Source organism: Lentibacillus salinarum (genome assembly GCF_042679865.1).
GTDB lineage: Bacteria > Bacillota > Bacilli > Bacillales > Amphibacillaceae > Lentibacillus > Lentibacillus salinarum.
On record NZ_JBHTNH010000019.1, the window covers coordinates 46,078 to 61,530 of the forward strand.

Here is a 15,453-nt window from a genome sequence, read left to right on the forward strand (position 1 = left end):
TTTATCGATAGGCGTTTCCCGTCGGCGTTTAGAGTATGTTATAGTGGTAGAAAAGAGGCAGGGGGACTTAAAAATGGAACAGCAATCGTTTTATATCTATCGGGCCAACGGGAAACCCATTCAGATCCATGTGCAAAGAGTAGTCCTGTATCGCCAGGCTGAAATCATCGAAGCGTTAAGCGATCAAAACAACATGTATTATCTGTTTTTTTATAAACATGATTTTCTTACAGCTGCCAAAGCAACAAAGCTAAGGCACCGCTCGTTCATCGCGTCTGCCTTTAAACAGGGGATGGTTTTTGACGCCCCGCACCCGTTTATCGATGTCCTGCTCTCCGAAAACCACCCGTGCCGCATTACCCGCTTCGATTCACTGCTGAAGAAACTTGATAATCATTACACACCCCAGGAAAAGGCCTGTATCTTAACATTCTTTGAATCCTTCATTTCAAAAAAGCGTTTGTTTAATGAAATCAAATCGATATTTTATATTTACCGCCGGAATGGGCAGAACTTTTTGGGCTACCGGATTGTCCGGATTTTAATGGACTTTGCGCCGGGCCATGACTTTGTCAAACAGCTTTCGGGTGACAGGCGCTTCAGGGAATATGCCGATTTGTATCATCACAAATCAGCTGACATACTGGCTCAAGATCCGATTTTTACCGAGAAAGTGTTGTATGCCGAAAAAGATAAAGACCACTATTTTGAGCAGCTAATACCCTTTCTGGATGAAGCGTCAAGATGGATGGATATGATGGCCCTGTATGGCAACAGATTGACAGAGAATCCGTCAAAGAAAAACTACGACCCGCTCATAAAACTTTTGGACGAACATTTGAATAAACAGCACACCATGCAAATGCTGGAAAGTTTATATCGCCAATTACCTCACTATGCTCCGCTGAAACAGGATCTATTGAAAAAATATATTGACCTGAATCAACTTGAAAATGTCTTGAATATCCTGGATGATTCAGATGTTAAGCTTGATGCCTCACAATCTGAATCCATAAACGACATGCTTGAACAATTAGACCTGGAGACGCTTTCCCTAACGTCAAAACAGCTGCAAACCTTATTTAAATTGACAATTGATTTGACCCCGAAGACAGCTGAACATTTTATCCACCAATACGTTGCTCAGCTAATGAACACATACGAGCCATCCGTTATCAAAAAGTTGCTGAAACCCTTTATTGAATCTCGCGCAGTCCATCCGGTCTATCTAAAAATGGATGCATTGGTAACATACAATGATGATCTGGATCAGATGCAGCTGCTTGGGGAGTTGTATTATGAATTCAGCCAGCGGGATCAGGCCATTGAGTGCTTTAGCTGGGAGATGGAACTGAAACCGGAAGATCCGAAGCCGCTCAAATGGTTAGCAAAAGTTTATCAGGAATTGGGAATGAAGCAGGAAGCAGCGGCCTACAGACAACTGTGTGTTAACCTGCAAAAAAGGGCGTAAACTATTAATAGAAGGCGTTTAGAAAGATCCTGATTCGTTCCAATATCATTCATGGGCTTAAATTATTGTATAACGAAACAACCGATGAGGAAATTAAGACAACCTCTTTGGATTGGAAAAGGAAGACGACGCGCCATATAAAAAGAAATACACCTCCGTATGGAAAAAGACATAAATACACTATAACCGCATCGTTTGTAAAATTGCCTGTAGCATGGTAATTTTTTTATAGACATGATAGAGGTGACTTTATTTATACAATGCTCTAAATCGATGGAAAGTGGCATATAATAGTGTTAAAAACTGGAGGGGAGTAACATGAAAATAATCGTTGCTGGGGGAGATGGCTTTTGTGGCTGGCCGACAGCGCTTTATTTATCAAAGCAGGGCCATGATGTCGCCATTGTAGATAGTATGGTCAGACGTGAAATGGATAACGAACTGCATTCGAATTCATTGACACCGATTGCCTCGCTGGAAGAGCGTGTCGCCAAGTGGAAAGAATTGACCGGAAACGACATCCGTACATACGAAGGGGATTTAACGCACTATGATTTTCTGCGTGAAGTGTTGAAACAGGAAATGCCTGATGCGTTTGTGCATTTTGCTGAACAGCGCTCGGCCCCTTATTCGATGATTGACCGGGAACATGCTGTTTATACCCAGACAAACAATGTTGCCGGTACGCTGAATGTTCTTTACGGCATTAAAGAATTTGTCCCGGATTGCCATTTAATCAAGCTGGGGACAATGGGTGAATATGGAACGCCGAATATTCCGATTGAAGAAGGGTATATTGAGATTGAGCACAAGGGCAGAAAAGATGTCCTGCCATACCCGAAACAGCCCGGCTCATTTTATCACCTTTCCAAAGTGCATGACAGCCATAATATGACGTTTGCCTGCAAAATCTGGGGCATCCGGGCAACGGATTTGAACCAGGGCGTCGTCTATGGGCTGGAGACAGATGAAACGAAAATGGATCCAGTGCTGACGAATCGCCTTGACTATGACGGGGTGTTTGGGACGGCGTTGAACCGGTTTATCATCCAGTCCGCGATTGGCCATGATATCACGGTATACGGAAAAGGCGGCCAGACACGTGGTTTTCTGAACATTGAGGATACCGTCCGCTGTATCGAAATTGCCGCCGAAAATCCGGCTGACCAAGGTGAATTCCGGGTGTTCAACCAGTTCACGGAAGAATTCTCAGTCGGCGAGCTGGCCGAAAAAGTTCAAAAGGTGGCACAGGAAGAGGGCTGCGAAACAACTATCGCCAATCTGGACAATCCGCGCGTTGAACTGGAAGCACACTTTTTCCAGGCTGAAAATACAAAACTGCGGGATCTAGGACTGGAACCGCACTTGCTGGATGATGACGTGATCCGTGCGATCTTTAGAACGGTGGTGCGGCATAAAGACCGGGTCATTAAGGACAATGTGCTACCGCAAGTATCGTGGCGATAGAACAACTCAGCTACCGCCTCGTTTTTCTAGAGGTCAGATGGATGGACATCGGTGAATTAGCCGATGTCCATCTTGAAACGCCAAAGCAAATCAACAAACTTTAACCAGAACAATATTGAGGAAGTGTCTTCATTGAAAATAGCCATTATCACGGAGACGTTCGTACCTTCTACAGACGGTGTGGTGACACGTTTAAAGGCTTGTATTCGTTACATTAAAAAGCAGGGCCATGATGTCCGGGTTATCGCACCGGACCTTGGCGTGTATGAATTTGAGGGCGTAACAATTGAGGGGGTGCCGGCACGTACGCTCCCCCTTTATCGTTCCAAAAAATTTTCGCTGCCGACCCGAAAAGTCAAAAAGATGCTTGAAGCCTATAATCCGGATGTCGTCCATGTCGTCAATCCGGCACTCGTTGGCATGTCCGGGGTTTATTACGCCAAGAAGCTCGGCTACCCGATGCTTGCTTCATTTCATACGCAAGTGCCGAAATACGCGGATTACTATAACCTCCCTATGTTCAAAGGGCTGTTATGGTGGTATTTTCGCAAACTTCATAATCAAGCGGAGCTGAATTTGTGCACGTCGGAAGCCGTCAGGGAAGAATTGGTGGAACAGCATTTTCATAATGTGCGTGTCTGGAAGCGTGGTGTGGACACCGAGTTGTTCGATCCGTCCAAATATGATAAAGCGATAAGGGAAAAGCTCTCGAATGGACAAGCTGATAAAAAGTTGCTGCTGTATGTCGGCAGGCTGGCACCGGAGAAGGAAATCGAAAAAATCAAATCTGTTCTGGACGCATCGGATGAATTTGTGTTGGCCATTGTCGGTGATGGTCCGCATCGTCAAACGCTGGAAAAGCATTTTGCGGGTACCAATACCGTCTTCACCGGCTTTATGCATGGCGAAGAGTTGGCGAAAGCGTATGCCTCCTCGGATGTTTTTGTTTTTCCGTCCACGACTGAAACGCTCGGTCTGGTGATTACCGAGGCGATGGCATCAGGCTTGCCGCTGGTTGCCGCTAGAAGTGGTCCGACGTGTGAACAGATTGAGGACGGTCGCACAGGGCTACTTTATGATAAGGACAAGCAGGGTGACTTTAAAGACACCGTTCTCCGGTTTGCGGATGAAACATTGCGCAAGCGGCTAGCAAGGGCAGCCCGTAGCGATATCGCCGAAATGGGCTGGGATGCCCAGTCGAAGCAAATCCTTGATTATTACAAGGAAATCGCCGGAGAAAATGGCACAACGGTTAAGGATGATCATATGGACGCGTCTGATCTGAGAACGGAGAATGAATAGAGCTGCCCGAGTGCGTGTGGGCAGACGCCAAACGATACGAACCACAAGAGGAATGCCATGGCACAACAAAAACGAAAACGGGGCCCGTTACAATTTCTGCAATTTGGCGTTATCGGTTTTGCCAATGCAGGGATTGATATCGGCACCTTGAATCTGCTATTACTGTTATTTCATACGGATAACCGCATGTTGCTTTTATTGTACAACTCCATTGCCTATACACTTGCTGTAGTGAACAGTTACTTCTGGAATGCGAATATCACGTTTAAACGCTCGGCAAAGGGCAGCAACCGCCAGCGTTTTTTGTTCATCGCGCAGGGTCTTATTAGTCTGGGCGTCAGCAACCTTGTTTTCCTTGGTGTCAATGATTTGCTGGAGCTCACGGCTTTTCCCAACTGGCTTCGCTATAATACCGCCAAAGGACTGGCGATGCTTCTCTCATTTCTTGCGAGTTTTTTCATGGTGAAATATTTTGTGTTCAGGGATTTTGGAAAAAAGCATATTAAGAACAACGACTGAGCTTGAGAACCGGCTCAGTTTTTTATTTTCATGTTAAAACTCAAAATTATGGTTGATTGTTTATGGGTGGCCTCGTTCGATTTCGGGACGCATTCGGTTGATTTTGCACGCTGCTCGCGCTCTACTTTGATGTCGCCTTGTACGATTTCAAGTGCGTCTCCCCCTAATTTTGGATCTCCCGCACCAGGCCTGTAAAACTTGTCGTATGCCGAGTTTTTCAAATATTTAGGCTCTAAGTACTAGAAAAAATTCAGAAAACATATATAATATAAGTACATAGCCCATTTTACAACGTTTTAAAAGCTGAAAATCGAAAAATACGACAGAGAGGAGGTAACAGTGTGAACACGGACATATCGTTACTGTTTCAGAATGTGCTGAAGAACGGAATTAGGGAAATGGTCTTCATTATTAATGTGGACGAAGCGGCACAATTCCATTATGCATTTTTAAATGAAGCGGCGAAAGAGCAGACAAAACTCACGGAAGACGTGATTGGGAGAACATTTCATGATGTTTATCCTGTGAAGATAGCAGATCATTTGGCTTCACAATACAGAAAAGTGCTTGATACAGAGGAAAGCGTGACATATGAAGACAGCTACGAATCGCCGGCAGGCATCAAATATTCAGAAACCACGTTAACCCCGCTTTTTGAAAACGGACGATGCAGTCATATTACGGCGTTCGTCAAAGATATTACCAGACATAAATTAAACGAATTCAAGTTGCGGAATTCGCGGCACGAATTGGACCGGAATAAGCAAAAATACCGGGAAAGTGAAGATCAGTTGCGGATCATTACGGATAACTCCAATGATTTAATCACGATGATCAATCAGGACGGCTATATTGATTATGTCTCACCATCTTATAAAAATGTGCTTGATCATGATCCGGACGATTATATTAACAAACATTTCCTGTATAATGTTCATGAGGATGATACCGAACGGCTGCTGGATTCGTTCGCTGATTCAGTAAAGACGCAGACGACATGGCAGGATCAATTCAGACAGAAGAATCGTGCGGGACAATACATATGGTCGGAACTGCGCGGCAGCCCGGTTTACGATGAGGAAGATGCATTCACCCATATGGTTGTGGTGTCCCGTAATATTACGGTCCGGAAAGACTATGAACTGCAGTTGCAGCACATGGCTTATCATGACCCACTGACAGGGCTGCCGAACCGCCGTTACTTCATGGAACAGCTGTCAAAACAGATCGACGCTATCAAAGGGACGAAACGACGCATGGCGATCATGATGTTGGATCTGGATCAATTTAAAACCATTAACGATCGGCTGGGGCATGATATTGGAGATAAAGCAATTCGGGAATTTGGTCATCGGGTCAACCGGATCATCCGGGACAATGATATGCTGGCACGGCTCGGTGGTGATGAGTTCACACTGATGCTGCCGAATGTTAGTGCAAGAGACGATGTAATCCAAGTGGCTGACCGCATTCAACAGGCGGTCAATGAGACGTGGTGTATCGAGGATCATGCATTCAGTACAACGACCAGTCTGGGAATTGTTATATCGTCACCGTGTTCACCTGAGTTGCCAAATACGCTGCTCAAGTATGTTGACAACCAGCTCTATAAGGCAAAACAGTCCGGAAAAAATAATTATCAAATTTATGATTTTACAAACGATGAATCGATTTAAGACCAATCCCTGAAATGAATAGAATCCCACTAAATAAGAATCCTATTTAGTACCTGTAGCAACGTTTGTGGAGGTTTGAAAAAATGGGATTCATTGAACGCGTAAAAAAAGGAAATACGTCTTCCGGCATGGCTTCCCTCGGCAATATATTTCTAGTGGGTATAAAAGGTGTTGCTGCTTTTTTCAGCGGCAGCGGGTCGATGTTTGCCACAACGATGCACTCACTGGCCGATGCTGTAAACCAGGGCTTTGTCTTTATAGGCAGTGTATTGGCGGAAAGCCCACCGTCCGAACGGTTTCCGATGGGTTTTGGACGAGTCATCAATATATTTTGCATGGTTGCCGTTGTGGTTGTGACGGTGATGGCTTATGAAACCATTAAAGAAGGGTGGCACCTGCTTTGGAATCCGTCTGAATCTGGGAATATCTGGCTTAACATTGGTGTGCTTGTTGCTTCTTTTCTCATTGATGGGTATGTTTTAATCAAAGCGATGAAAGAAATCACGAATGAAACATCGGGAGAGCACGATGGGTGGATTGTGACAAGAGCTTTTAAAAGTGCACAGCGGGCAGCACCAGCGACAAGGCTAGTGTTTTATGAGGATCTTGTGGCGACATCTGGTGCGGTCTTTGCGTTGCTCGGTGTATTGCTGGCACAGCTGTTTGGCGTTTTGCGAGCGGACGGTATTTTCACGATGTTGATCGGTGTCTTGATGTTATTTGTTGCGTTCCGGGTCGGTTATGACAATATGGTCGGGCTCATCGGTGTGTCTGCACCGGCGGAAGTGGAAAAAAAGATCAAGGATTTACTGCTGGCGGAAGATGACGTTGTTGATATTTATAAAATGCGGGTGCTTCAGGAAGGACGGCAATACCACGTGGAAGGGACGGTGGAATTGGCGAAAGGACTGTCACTGGCTGAAGCGGATGATATCAAATTTTCATTAACCGATAAATTGCTGCGATCCTCAGAAGTGGCCGATGTCGTATTGGGTATCATAGAAGATGACGATCAATAATTGAGCAATTAAACGGATAGGATACAGAAACCCTGAAGAGAATCAGTGTGCTACTGATTCTCTTATGTGATGGTATCTGTATCTTGTATCATGTCAGTTTGGACCGGCTGTGAGGTGTCCCGGTCCACATCGTAATGATCGATGACATATTGTAAAGCGAACCAGCCGGCGATCAATATGGCTAACGTTCCGGTAATAACGAGCAATACAACTTTTTTCCCCACTGAAGAGCCCCCCCTTATAATCCCTGTCATAAGATTAGCAAATGCGGCGTCTGCTGTAAATTCATCTAGAAAACCGTTATAAATTGTTCACAGCACCGGCAACATCATAGTCAGCCAAATCAATTGCCAATTCGTTTCCGAGTGCCAGATTGGCGAGCTGGATTCCGACAAACGGTCCGGTTGTCAGGCCGGACGAACCGAGTCCATTGCCAATGAGAAGCCCATCAATACCGGGGAGCGGACCCATAACCGGCAAAAATCCCGGGGTATGCGGGCGAAACCCGACACGTGCTTCAAGAACTGTGCTATCCGCAAGCCCTGGCCCGATGTCTAGGGCTTTGGCCAAAATTTCATTCAATCCCCCGGCCGTTATCCGGTTGTCAAAACCAACATCATCTTCGTGGGTGGCACCAATAATAATCCGGTCGTCCCATGTCAGCATGAATTGGTCATTGGGCGGCATCACAACAGGCCAGTTGGATGTGTCCAACCCCGGCGACTGTAAATGCAGGATTTGCGCTTTTTGTGCTGTGCCATTAAACTGAATAGTTAAGGGTTTCAGTAATTCGTGCATCCAAGCGCCACATGCCGCGATGACTTGGTCGGCTTCTATTGCTTCGCCGTTTACCGTCACGCCTTTTATACGAAAACCGTTTTTGATAAGCTGGGCATCACCATGTATGACGGTTGCGTTATGTTTTTGAGCGCCACGTATGAGCGCATCCCGTAATGCCCGGCCGTTAACCCGGGCAGCGCCGCTGACATGGACGGACGCATAGTCCTCAGCAAGGTGGGGAAATAGATCGTTCGTTTGTTGGGCATCAAGCAGGCTCACGTTCCCGATCTCGGGTGCGTCCTCCCGGCGTTTCAGGGCGCGATCTTTTTTGGCGATGAGTTTCTGTTCATCGGTATGAATGCTGATCGCGCCGGTTTGGGCATAGCCTGTTTCCGTTTCACCATCAGCAGCGAGTTCCCGGATTAAATCCTGATAAATCCGTGCGCCGCCCTTGGCCAATCGATACCATGCTTTATTCCGGCGCTGGGAGAGCCATGGACAAATGATGCCGGCCGCAGCATCGGTTGCCTGGCCGGGATCATGCCGGTCGATGATGACAACGTCTGCGCCGGACTTGGCCAGTTTGTAGGCTGCCGAGGCACCCAGAATGCCGGCGCCAATGACAATCATTTTATTCATGAAAACATCCTTTCAGAGTTCCCTTCATCAACGATAAGTGAAACGCCATTGATTGTGACGTTGTTTTCAATGATACATAACAAATGATAAAAGGGAAAGGTGTTTGAAAGCCATGTACGACAATATCATTGCCAGAATCTTATTTGTCATCGGGATTGCCCAGATGGAGGGTTGATTATCGGAGTGATCATCACGATGGGGCGAATGTGTATTATGCGGGAGCAGGCTGGTCCATCTTTTTTGTCTGGACGGCCGGTGGGTTTATAACTGGTATGCTGTTCATTGGTTTTGCCGAAAACATTCGTTTGCTGCAGCGTATCCATGACAAACTCGGATCAGAATCAGTCAGTAACAAGGAAAAGCGGCAGCCCGTACAGAAAATGAACGACCTGCGTGTATCATCGAGATTGGTTGAGGATGAGAAAGCGACAATTGATTCACTTTATGATCATTACCCGGATGAGTTGATTGTGGAACTCGTTCGATCACCAAAAGAGGATTACTGTTTGGTCCGGTTTAAAAGCGGGCATGATTATTATGTAAGGGTTGTTTATGCCGGGGGGTTTGGCGTTCAGGAAACAGACGATCCTGCTATCAGACAATCCATCATTGAATGGTATAATGAAAAGACTCACGACAGCAGAAGTGGCGTAAGCGGTACATCAACATGTACAGCCGAGACGTCATAATGTGAGGAACAGATCAAGGTTAGGGGTGTCATTTTGACTGGGAGGAAATTTATGAAAATGGGCTGGTTCGGTTGGACATTGACAAGCGTTATCGCTGTAACGGTCCTTGGTTCGGTATTATTCTTTTTTAATCTATTTGATTTGCGACCGGCGTCTTTATTGAATGATAGTGACAATCAGGCAACCGAAGCGGAGGATTTGTCAGACGATGAGGTGGCCAATGTTGAGGAAGTACGGGAGGAAGTGGGACAAGAACATCAGGATATCGGGCAGTTTGTCTCGGATGCGCACGATTTTTATAATGAGACAACCGGTTATGGTGCTATTTCCTCACTTGATTGGTCCGAACAGCGGGAAGAAGCAGATGTCATTCTGGAAACACTAGATGCGGAATTGCCGGATGTGACGGATGAGACACTGCAGGACGATCTGGAGCATATTCAGGAATTGGCGGAAAACGTTAAAAATGAGGAAGAATCCGAAGTTATCCGCGACCTCCACCGTATGTTCCATGATCTCGATATTGCATTAAATAACTATAATACCTATGATAAAATCTGGAATGCAACGGAAACATTGACTAGCACTAATTAGTGTTCATTCGACATATTTTCTGATAATCTAATAAAAGGGTTTAAGATTAAATGCATTAAAGGAGTAATGGATAATGGATAAGACGTTAATTTTCGGACACAAAAGCCCGGACACAGATACGATTTGTTCAGCATTGGTCTATGCGGATTTAAAAAATGCACTTGGTCTGGAAGCGCGTCCTGTACGCCTTGGTGACGTAAACAAAGAAACACAATTTGCGCTTGATCGTTTCGGTGTAGAGGCACCGGAACTGATTGAAAAAGTGGATGACGATGTTGATAACGTCATTCTGGTCGATCATAATGAATTTCAGCAAAGCGTCGACAATATTCAGGATGTCCACATCTCAGAGGTGATTGATCACCACCGTGTGGCCAATTTTGAAACGAAAGAACCGCTTTATTTCCGAGTAGAGCCTGTTGGATGCACAGCGACGATTTTGAATAAAATGCACAAAGAAAATGCTGTCATTTTATCCAAAGAAAATGCCGGCTTGCTCCTGTCTGCCATCATCTCAGATTCGCTGCTGTTAAAATCGCCGACATGCACACAGGCTGATAAGGAGGCTGCCCATGAACTGGCAGAAATTGCCGGTGTGGATCTTGAAACATATGGCCTGGAAATGCTGAAAGCCGGTGCCGACTTAAGTGATAAGTCAGCACTTGACCTGGTAACGATGGATGCCAAAGAATTTACAATCGGTGAGGCCAACGTACAAATCGCACAGGTGAATGCGGTGGACACGAGCCAGATTTATGAATCACAGGCTGCGATTGAACAAGAAATGAAACGACTCATCAGCGACAAAGGACTGGAATTATTCCTGTTCGTTGCGACTGATTTTTTGGAAAACGATTCAGATGTCCTCGCATTGGGCAGTGCGAAAGAAAAAGTTGAAAAAGCATTTGACGTGTCACTGGATGCGAATAATCGGGCGCTTTTGAAAGGCGTTGTCTCCCGTAAGAAACAAATTGTTACAAATCTGAGCGAGCAATTCTAATCAAAACGGAACGTAAAGCAGCGAGAAATAGGGCGACTGAAAGAGTCCAATATTTTTTAAATACCATCCCACCTTTTTTTCTGATATCGAAAAAAGGGTGGGATGTTTTCTTAAAATAAACTAAAGATAAATATATAACTAATCTGGAATAAAAAAGAGGCTGGGGGATAACGGGTCAACACCAAAATCTAGGGTTGAAATATATGAATAAATATGGTATTACCAACTAGATAGCGGAGGAAAAACATGTAGACTCCTGTGGGAAAGCGCAGTGTAGACCTGAGCAGAAAAAAGCGAACTTCTTTTTTCGAGGAGGCTGAGCTCGGGGCCCACGGAAAGCGTAGTGTTTTTCCGTAGCGATCGCTATAATCAAATTAAATTTGATTTGTCAACCATAGATTATGGTGAAGAGCCGAGATAACTAGCCAAAAATAACTTAAAAATGGTCCCGATCATCGGTTTTTGATGGTCGGGACCAGATTATTTCCATTATCTTTTGTTTGATTTATAGCCATGGCGGTGTACTTCCTCAAGCTTACCGCTATGAACACAAACCCCAATTCACTTTCTGCTTATTAGAAGGTATCTTATTGCGTACCTTATTATAAAGTTTTATTTCTGGGTTTCCAACCTCTGCATTAGTGATAGCATAATATTTTTTCTTATCCTGATTTTCTGTTCCGCCTGTGAAACAAGCTTCTATTAACTTATTTCTTTACGGTGCCTGCGTCCTTCGAATGAACGCCATGACGGTAATAGTCCTTATACTCAGGCTTCATTGGTTTTTGTCCACGGATGATGTCGGCTGCTTTTTCTGCCAACATCAACACCGGTGCATGGATATTTCCATTCGTTGTGTGTGGCATAGCAGAAGCATCCACTACCCGTACATTGTCTAAGCCATGAACCTTCATGGTAAGCGGATCGACGACAGCCATCGGATCTGAATCGGGACCCATTTTGGCCGTGCAGGATGGATGGAGTGCCGTCTCGGCATCATTTGCTACCCACTCCAGGATCTCCTCATCCGTTTGGACAGAAGGCCCTGGTGAAATTTCGCCCGAATTGTAAGGCGCTAACGCCGGTTGTGAAATGATGTCCCGTGAAACGCGTACCGCTTCAATCCACTCACGCCGGTCCTCTTCGGTAGATAGATAGTTAAATACGATACTTGGATGCTGAAAAGGATCGCGCGAACGAATCTTCAGGCTTCCTCGGGAGTTGGAATACATCGGTCCGACATGTACCTGGAATCCATGCTCCGCGTCCGCTTTTTGCCCGTCATACCGAACCGCAAGCGGCAGGAAATGGAACATCAGATTCGGATAATCAACGTCTTCATTCGAACGGACGAAACCGCCGCCTTCAAAATGGTTCGATGCTGCGGGGCCGGTACGCCCAAGCAGCCATTGCAGACCGATCCAAGGCATTTTTGCTTTATTTAAGCTCGGTTGTTCCGAAACAGGCTTTGGACAAGCGTGCTGAATATATACTTCGAGATGATCTTCAAGATTTTCACCTACACCCGGCAAATCAACAATCGGGTCAATGCCAAGTGAGCGAAGATGGTCAGCGTCTCCTACACCGGATAATTGAAGTAGCTGCGGCGTGTTGAATGCGCCACCGGCAAGGATCACTTCGCCCGCGTTAACATGGTACGTTTTTCCATTCTTTTGGTATGTCACACCATTAGCTCGGGTACCATCAAAATCAATATTCGTAACAAAAGCACGCGTCTCTACTGTAAGGTTTTTGCGTCGCATAGCAGGCCGCAAATAGGCACGTGATGCAGACACGCGTCTTCCATTATGCACATGGCTGTCGAATGGACCAAACCCTTCCTGACGAAAACCATTCACATCGGGTGTTCTTGAATAACCAGCCTCTTCAGCTGCATCAAAGAAAGCCTGAAATAACGGGTTCGTTGCAGGACCGCGCTTCAATTTCACTGGACCATGATGGCCGCGGTGCTCATCAGATGGTTCTGCTCCAAAGGTTGTTTCCAGTCGTTTAAAATACGGCAGACAATGGGCATAGTCCCACGTTTCCATACCTGGGTCAGATCCCCACCGTTCATAGTCCATCGGGTTGCCACGCTGATAAATCATACCATTGATTGAACTCGATCCTCCGAGTACTTTCCCCCTGGCATGCGCAACACGGCGCCCATTCATATAAGGTTCTGCGTCCGTGGAATAGATCCAGTCATAAAAGCGATTGCCGGATGGGAACATCAAAGCTGCTGGCATTTGAATAAACAGATCCCATGGATAATCACTGCGCCCCGCTTCCAGAACAAGAACATTGCTCGATTTATCTTGACTTAGACGGTTGCCTAGTATAGAACCCGCACTGCCGCCACCAACGATTACATAGTCATATGTTTGATTCATCTGTAAAACCTCCTTGAAGATTGTAAATAGAATACAGTGTGCAAACTAACTCGAAAACATTCATCCAAAACTTCTTCTTGATCATTTTTGAGTGATAGGAATAGACCTTTCACGAATCTTGATCGGATGATTCGTAACCCATTTCTTGTGGATGAACATCTTTCGTCACTCTAACTGTCCATTAAAGTTAATTTTGTTAAATATCTTCTTAATATATTAAACAAAATAAATATAACATTATCTATTAAAATTGTAAACCTCGAGTTAATTATGATTTGCATCAAGTTTATCCTGTTAAAAATAAAAGTTGACAATTGGAAGATTGGTGTCCAGGTTTGGATGAAGATTACTGCAGGTGGACAGGTCGGAACATTGATTGAGAAGCTTTACTAGATGCAATAGAAGAATTGATGGAGCGGATACTGATGAAATGATTGATACTGGGGAAGCTTATCAATATATTATAGATGCCTTCATCGAAATTGAAGCTAAGATGTATCAGGAAACATTAGAAAAACTCGGCATTTTCCTCGCTTTTTAGCAAAATGCCGAGTTTTGTCTATAACTGACTCAAAACCGCGCAGTTTAAATAATTTGGCTGATGAGCAAAAATAAAAGATCATCTATATTTAATTTATTTTAGTTACATATTTTTCGTAAATACGCTTTGATTTCTTTTTCAATGACTTGATTGTTGTATAAATTGGCATAAATGACAGATTCAAATACTAAGCCGTGAATGAATATTGTTAACGAATTTGCACTATCTTCAACATTAATGGGGTTATGAATATACCCGTTGTTATAAAGCATCCTTAAAATATCCTTTGCCAAATTAAGGTTTACTTCTCGAAATCTGTCTTTTGTCGCGTGGTATCCCGGGTTCATCGTTGCCATGATGGAAAATTTCATCCATATATCATTTTCCATTCTTTCTTCTTCGGTATTAGCTTGAACAATCTGTTTTAACATACGAACTGCGTTTTCAAATCCCCCTTGATTTACCTGAGCGACCTTTTGCATTCTCTCCTCAAACCTTTGATAGATAACATCCATTGCGAACATATAGATATCACTTTGTTTTGGAAAAAAGTATTGAACAGAACCTAAAGATAATTCTCCTTCTTTAGCAATTTCACGTAGTGTCGCTTGTTCGAAACCTGAATGATGAATGATACGAAACATTGCATCTACAATTTGATCTTTTCGTTCAGCATGATCTATTTTTTTCGGCATATGATAACTCCTTTGATTTTTTAAGTCACTTGTATTATAATGTTTTTAAGTCAATTGACCTAATAAAAAGGCAGGTATTTATATGGAAAATGTTTTACTTCAATGTATGACGATATTTTTTATAAGTATGGTTCCATTCCTTGAAGTATTTTTAACTGTTCCAACTGCAATCATTGTTTTCAATTTTCCACCTCTTGTAGCATTAATTGTAGCTATTCTCGGGAATGCGATTAGTGTTCTGCTTTTCGTATTTTTTGGAGCTGAAATTAACAACTTCTTTAACTCAGTATATAATAAACTTCGAAAGAGAGATAGAAGGCCTGTGGGAATAAATCCCCGAATAAAAAGAACTTTTGATCGTTTTGGAGCAACCGGTGTATGTTTTTTATCGTCTATTTTGTTTAGTAGTCAAGTTGGTGCTGGTGCCATAACGACGCTTGGAGCCTCCAGGCGTAAAGTGTTTATATGGACGAATCTGGGAGTAAGTACGCTGGCAGTCGTAATGGCAACATTATCTGTAGTGGCAGAAGGATTCGTTTCATCATTCGTGAATTTATAGTGGGTAGCATCAAAAATGCGGAAACTGTATGCTCAGGCAAAATTTAACACAATAAAAAAGGAGCCTCGTACGATAATCATGTTATCCCTTAAACAGCTCCTTATTCAAC

15 protein-coding genes are annotated in these 15,453 nt (G+C 44.2%); 11 read left to right on the forward strand and 4 right to left on the reverse strand.

Annotated features, from left to right (window positions below; translation table 11 throughout):
• Window positions 1-73 precede the first annotated feature (73 nt).
• The 6 genes from ACFQ4A_RS08795 (at window position 74) to ACFQ4A_RS08820 (ending at window position 7,454) form a co-directional block, all read left to right on the forward strand.
• Window positions 74-1,471, forward strand: a complete 1,398-nt coding sequence (locus tag ACFQ4A_RS08795) for a hypothetical protein (protein WP_382399647.1) — start codon at window positions 74-76, stop codon at window positions 1,469-1,471.
• A 318-nt stretch (window positions 1,472-1,789) separates the two neighbouring features.
• Complete coding sequence (locus ACFQ4A_RS08800) at window positions 1,790-2,938, forward strand: NAD-dependent epimerase/dehydratase family protein (RefSeq protein ID WP_382399649.1); 1,149 nt, start codon at window positions 1,790-1,792, stop codon at window positions 2,936-2,938.
• Window positions 2,939-3,070: 132 nt separating this feature from the next.
• Complete coding sequence (locus tag ACFQ4A_RS08805; RefSeq protein ID WP_382399651.1) at window positions 3,071-4,240, forward strand: glycosyltransferase family 4 protein; 1,170 nt, start codon at window positions 3,071-3,073, stop codon at window positions 4,238-4,240.
• Window positions 4,241-4,297: 57 nt separating this feature from the next.
• A complete protein-coding gene (locus ACFQ4A_RS08810) occupies window positions 4,298-4,759 on the forward strand; it encodes a GtrA family protein (RefSeq protein ID WP_382399653.1) in 462 nt (153 codons plus the stop codon).
• Between the two features lie 341 nt (window positions 4,760-5,100).
• A complete protein-coding gene (locus ACFQ4A_RS08815; protein WP_382399655.1) occupies window positions 5,101-6,435 on the forward strand; it encodes a diguanylate cyclase domain-containing protein in 1,335 nt (444 codons plus the stop codon).
• A gap of 83 nt (window positions 6,436-6,518) precedes the next feature.
• Complete coding sequence (locus tag ACFQ4A_RS08820; protein ID WP_382399657.1) at window positions 6,519-7,454, forward strand: cation diffusion facilitator family transporter; 936 nt, start codon at window positions 6,519-6,521, stop codon at window positions 7,452-7,454.
• Between the two features lie 62 nt (window positions 7,455-7,516).
• On the opposite strand, the gene ACFQ4A_RS08825 is transcribed toward ACFQ4A_RS08820, so the two are convergent.
• Both ACFQ4A_RS08825 and ACFQ4A_RS08830 read right to left on the reverse strand, forming a co-directional pair.
• Entirely contained in the window at window positions 7,517-7,678 is a 162-nt protein-coding gene (locus ACFQ4A_RS08825; RefSeq protein ID WP_382399659.1) for a hypothetical protein, read from the reverse strand.
• A 76-nt stretch (window positions 7,679-7,754) separates the two neighbouring features.
• Window positions 7,755-8,873: an NAD(P)/FAD-dependent oxidoreductase gene (locus ACFQ4A_RS08830; RefSeq protein WP_382399661.1), complete on the reverse strand. Its 1,119-nt coding sequence runs from the start codon at window positions 8,871-8,873 to the stop codon at window positions 7,755-7,757.
• A 206-nt stretch (window positions 8,874-9,079) separates the two neighbouring features.
• Here ACFQ4A_RS08830 and ACFQ4A_RS08835 point away from each other — a divergent pair, with 206 nt between their 5' ends.
• The 3 genes from ACFQ4A_RS08835 to ACFQ4A_RS08845 all read left to right on the forward strand — a co-directional run bounded on the left by ACFQ4A_RS08835 (window position 9,080) and on the right by ACFQ4A_RS08845 (window position 11,156).
• Window positions 9,080-9,562 carry a hypothetical protein gene (locus ACFQ4A_RS08835; protein ID WP_382399663.1) on the forward strand — a complete coding sequence of 161 codons (483 nt, stop codon included), beginning with the start codon at window positions 9,080-9,082 and terminating at the stop codon, window positions 9,560-9,562.
• A 51-nt stretch (window positions 9,563-9,613) separates the two neighbouring features.
• Window positions 9,614-10,156, forward strand: a complete 543-nt coding sequence (locus ACFQ4A_RS08840) for a hypothetical protein (RefSeq protein WP_382399665.1) — start codon at window positions 9,614-9,616, stop codon at window positions 10,154-10,156.
• A gap of 73 nt (window positions 10,157-10,229) precedes the next feature.
• A complete protein-coding gene (locus ACFQ4A_RS08845; protein ID WP_382399667.1) occupies window positions 10,230-11,156 on the forward strand; it encodes a manganese-dependent inorganic pyrophosphatase in 927 nt (308 codons plus the stop codon).
• 707 nt (window positions 11,157-11,863) lie between these two features.
• Here the strand turns inward: ACFQ4A_RS08845 and betA are convergent.
• Complete coding sequence (gene betA / locus ACFQ4A_RS08850) at window positions 11,864-13,549, reverse strand: choline dehydrogenase (protein ID WP_382399669.1); 1,686 nt, start codon at window positions 13,547-13,549, stop codon at window positions 11,864-11,866.
• Window positions 13,550-13,925: 376 nt separating this feature from the next.
• On the opposite strand from betA, the gene ACFQ4A_RS08855 reads away from it, so the two are divergent.
• Window positions 13,926-14,090, forward strand: a complete 165-nt coding sequence (locus ACFQ4A_RS08855; protein WP_382399671.1) for a hypothetical protein — start codon at window positions 13,926-13,928, stop codon at window positions 14,088-14,090.
• 98 nt (window positions 14,091-14,188) lie between these two features.
• Here ACFQ4A_RS08855 and ACFQ4A_RS08860 read toward each other — a convergent pair whose 3' ends face one another.
• Window positions 14,189-14,785: a TetR/AcrR family transcriptional regulator gene (locus tag ACFQ4A_RS08860; protein ID WP_382399673.1), complete on the reverse strand. Its 597-nt coding sequence runs from the start codon at window positions 14,783-14,785 to the stop codon at window positions 14,189-14,191.
• Window positions 14,786-14,867: 82 nt separating this feature from the next.
• Between ACFQ4A_RS08860 and ACFQ4A_RS08865 the strand changes: the two genes are divergently transcribed.
• A complete protein-coding gene (locus ACFQ4A_RS08865; protein ID WP_382399675.1) occupies window positions 14,868-15,344 on the forward strand; it encodes a small multi-drug export protein in 477 nt (158 codons plus the stop codon).
• Window positions 15,345-15,453 lie beyond the last annotated feature (109 nt).

What these genes read in the sequence shown, in the direction of transcription:
- ACFQ4A_RS08795 (WP_382399647.1), top strand. Translation starts at nt 74, where the DNA reads ATGGAACAGCAATCGTTTTATATCTATCGGGCCAACGGGAAACCCATT.
- ACFQ4A_RS08800 (WP_382399649.1), top strand. Translation starts at nt 1,790, where the DNA reads ATGAAAATAATCGTTGCTGGGGGAGATGGCTTTTGTGGCTGGCCGACA.
- ACFQ4A_RS08810 (WP_382399653.1), top strand. Translation starts at nt 4,298, where the DNA reads ATGGCACAACAAAAACGAAAACGGGGCCCGTTACAATTTCTGCAATTT.
- ACFQ4A_RS08820 (WP_382399657.1), top strand. Translation starts at nt 6,519, where the DNA reads ATGGGATTCATTGAACGCGTAAAAAAAGGAAATACGTCTTCCGGCATG.
- ACFQ4A_RS08830 (WP_382399661.1), bottom strand. Translation starts at nt 8,873, where the DNA reads ATGAATAAAATGATTGTCATTGGCGCCGGCATTCTGGGTGCCTCGGCA.
- ACFQ4A_RS08840 (WP_382399665.1), top strand. Translation starts at nt 9,614, where the DNA reads ATGAAAATGGGCTGGTTCGGTTGGACATTGACAAGCGTTATCGCTGTA.
- ACFQ4A_RS08845 (WP_382399667.1), top strand. Translation starts at nt 10,230, where the DNA reads ATGGATAAGACGTTAATTTTCGGACACAAAAGCCCGGACACAGATACG.
- betA (WP_382399669.1), bottom strand. Translation starts at nt 13,549, where the DNA reads ATGAATCAAACATATGACTATGTAATCGTTGGTGGCGGCAGTGCGGGT.
- ACFQ4A_RS08860 (WP_382399673.1), bottom strand. Translation starts at nt 14,785, where the DNA reads ATGCCGAAAAAAATAGATCATGCTGAACGAAAAGATCAAATTGTAGAT.
- ACFQ4A_RS08865 (WP_382399675.1), top strand. Translation starts at nt 14,868, where the DNA reads ATGGAAAATGTTTTACTTCAATGTATGACGATATTTTTTATAAGTATG.